This window comes from Phenylobacterium sp., from assembly GCF_016793225.1.
GTDB lineage: Bacteria > Pseudomonadota > Alphaproteobacteria > Caulobacterales > Caulobacteraceae > Phenylobacterium.
Genome location: NZ_JAEUMN010000116.1, coordinates 1 through 1772 on the forward strand (window position 1 = coordinate 1; position 1772 = coordinate 1772).

At 70.9% G+C, this 1772-nt stretch carries 3 protein-coding genes; all 3 read right to left on the bottom strand.

Annotated features, from left to right (window positions below; genetic code table 11):
* On the bottom strand, nt 1–695 hold a 695-nt coding region (locus tag JNK30_RS13885), incomplete at its 3' end, for an ATPase, T2SS/T4P/T4SS family (RefSeq protein WP_293483013.1).
* Entirely contained in the window at nt 692–1144 is a 453-nt protein-coding gene (locus tag JNK30_RS13890; RefSeq protein WP_293483015.1) for a hypothetical protein, read from the bottom strand. The genes JNK30_RS13890 and JNK30_RS13885, both read right to left, overlap by 4 nt.
* Nucleotides 1131–1772 (bottom strand): type IV secretory system conjugative DNA transfer family protein (locus JNK30_RS13895; protein WP_293483017.1); only part of this gene is annotated, 642 nt, incomplete at its 5' end. The genes JNK30_RS13895 and JNK30_RS13890, both read right to left, overlap by 14 nt.

The window sequence follows — 1772 nt, forward strand, 5'->3', positions numbered from 1 at the left end:
GCGGCGGACCCCTCGCGCATTTCCCCGACCACGATGCGGTCGGGCCGCATGCGCAACGCATCGCGCACGAGGTCCGCGACGGAGATGGGTTTGGGATGGCGGCGCGTGAGAACCGCCACGAGGTCCCAGGCCGAACACTGAAGTTCCGGCGTGTCCTCGATCACGAACACCCGGTCTGCGGCAAACTCCGGCTCGGCCAGGATCGCGTTGGCAAGCGTCGTCTTGCCCGAACCGGCGCCGCCCGAGATGAGGATGTTGCGGCGCTCGCGGACAGCCGCCCTGAGGAGGTTGGCCTGGGCCTCGGACAGGACGCCGGTCTCGACGTAGTCCTGCAGCGACCACACCATGGCCGGCCGCTTGCGGATCGAAAAGGCAGGCTGGGCGCAGACCGGCGGCAGAAAACCCTGGAACCGCTCGCCGGAGGGGAGCACGCCGGACAACCGGGGGTCCTCGCGGGTGATCGGCTCGGCGACATAGTCGGCCACCAGTCGGATGACCCGCTCACGGGCTTGGGCGGTGAGCGCGGCGCCCGCGTCCACGCGCCCAGCGCCCAGGCGGTCGATGACGAGGCGGCCATCGGGGTTGGCGAGCACCTCTACCACTGACGGGTCGGCCAGCGCCCGCAGCACCACCTCTCCCAGGGCGTGTTCCAGCGCCTCGCGCCGGCGGGCCTGGGCCAGCGCCTCCGCGGTCATTCGGCGGCCGTGGAGAACGACCGTGGCTCGGCGGCGGTCGCCTCGTCCGTCGTGCGCGTTCCGCCGGCCACGATCCGCGCCGCGGCGGCGTCCAGCAGGCGCCCGATGCGGGCCTCGACCGCGGCCCGCAGCAGTGGGTCCTGGTCCGCCGCCGTGTCGGGCAGGCGCGCGAAGAACGCGCGCGCGAACTCCACCAGCAGTTCCTGGACGATGGTCATGTCGCGAGCGGTGGCGCGCATGTGATCGCGCAAGGCGCGATCCAGCGACAGCAGCCGATCCTCGGGGTCCGCGGCTGGACGGCGCTGAAGGCCTCTCGAGATGGCCTGCTCGGCGGCGCGGCTCAGCGTCATCCGGTTGGCGCGCGCTTCGCGCCGCAAGGCCAGCTCGGTCTTCGGGTTCTCGAAATAGACCTGTACGCGGGGGGTGGGCTTCTCGTCAGCTTTGGCCACGGCGGCCTCCCTGCAGATGATCAAGGACCGCGTCCTGTGCCGCGAGGTCCTCCGCGGCCTTCTGGTAGATTTCCGCGACCCGGGCGGCCGCCTTGCGGTCGTCCATGGCGGCGACCGCCTCTTTGAAGCGCGGCAGTGCGGCGCTCGCGTCCTCGCCCAGGGCGCGGCGGCCGGCCCACGGGTGTGCAGGGTGGCCTGGCGAATCGATCTGCCCCACCGGCGCGGCGATCGCAGCGCGACGGCGGAAGGGTTGGCGCACGTCGTAGCGGACCTTGCGCGTGCGCAGCGGCTTTTGGCCCGCCACAAAGACGAGCTGCTCGTCGTCCGGAAGGGCGCGGATTTCCCCGGGTTCGAGAAGCGGTCGCTCCACCTCGGAGCGCGAGACGGAACTGCGTCCTGCGCCGAGCCCGGCCGGGCCGCTGCGGCTGGTCCGGGTCTCCGAGACTGTCCCGGTGAGGCGCGAGACCTTGTCCTGAGTCAGGGGATCGAGCGCCGCGAACGAGGTGTAGACGAAGCAGTTGTCGAGGATGGTGTTGTTGGGTCCGTAGGTCTCGACGATGTCGTTCAGGCTCTGGGCGACGAACATCGTCTTCAGCCCATAGCCGCTCATCAACCGCAGGCTCTTTTC